1 protein-coding gene is annotated in these 943 nt (G+C 66.3%); it reads left to right on the plus strand.

Going from position 1 to position 943, the window contains the following annotated elements:
• The first annotated feature begins 368 nt into the window (after positions 1-368).
• On the plus strand, positions 369-779 hold the full coding sequence (locus tag NA10_RS35115) for a helix-turn-helix domain-containing protein (RefSeq protein ID WP_245678243.1): 411 nt from the start codon (positions 369-371) through the stop codon (positions 777-779).
• The last annotated feature ends 164 nt before the right edge of the window (positions 780-943 follow it).

Here is a 943-nt window from a genome sequence, read left to right on the forward strand (position 1 = left end):
GGCAGGAAGCCGAACACGCTGCGGAAGAAGTCAGTTGTTAGCCCGGTTCCCTCCGGCGAAGGAAAGAACATGGCAATAGGTAGTGCTGGAGGGAACCGGAAACACCGCAGGACGCGCCGGAAGTCGCCACAGTGACCCGCCGGCGAAACCGCGTCGAAAGCTGGGTGCGGCAGTGAATCTACGAGCCGGGAGGTGTTCCACGAGTAGACATCCACGCATGACGCGTCCGTGTCGGCACCTGCGGACACCACGCAAGTCTCCGGCCGGAAATCGGCAATACCATTGAATCCACTTGACCTATCGATCGACTTCGGGCCTCGGCGCACAGTGCGTCGGGGCCTGAAGTCGTGCCAATACACCGAGGTGCCGTGCAGCGATCCGATATGACTCCCGCCGACGGTTCACCCGCCGGTGACCGGCTCGATGATGACGACTTCCCCGCCTACAGCATGGGACGCGCCGCCGAAGTCCTCGGCGTCACCCAAGCGTTCCTGCGCGCCCTCGACAGTGTGAAACTCCTTACCCCGCAACGTTCAGCGGGCGGGCACCGCCGCTATTCGCGGTATCAGCTGCGGATCGCCGCCCGGGTACGCCAACTCGTCGATGACGGCAATCCCCTCGAGGGCGCGTGCCGCATCGTGATTCTGGAAGATCAGCTCACCGAGGCCCAACGCATCAACACCGAACTCCGCCACACCCTCGACGACCAGCGCCGAGACACCCAAGGCCCGCACGGCGGCGCGCACCCGACCCACACGGCGGCGGCCTCCACGCGGTAGGGACCCACGAGTGAACCGCAGCGCACCGCCTGCACGAACGCCTGCCTGCCATCGACGCATTCGAGGATCGCGGCCGATCCGTGGCCGAACCCGCCGCGCTGGCTGACCGCCGAGGCCATCAGCGCCCCAGCCCGTCAGCGATCGCCTCCCGCACCGAAGCAGAG

The organism is Nocardia acidivorans NBRC 108247, assembly GCF_001625085.1.
Lineage (GTDB): Bacteria > Actinomycetota > Actinomycetes > Mycobacteriales > Mycobacteriaceae > Nocardia > Nocardia acidivorans.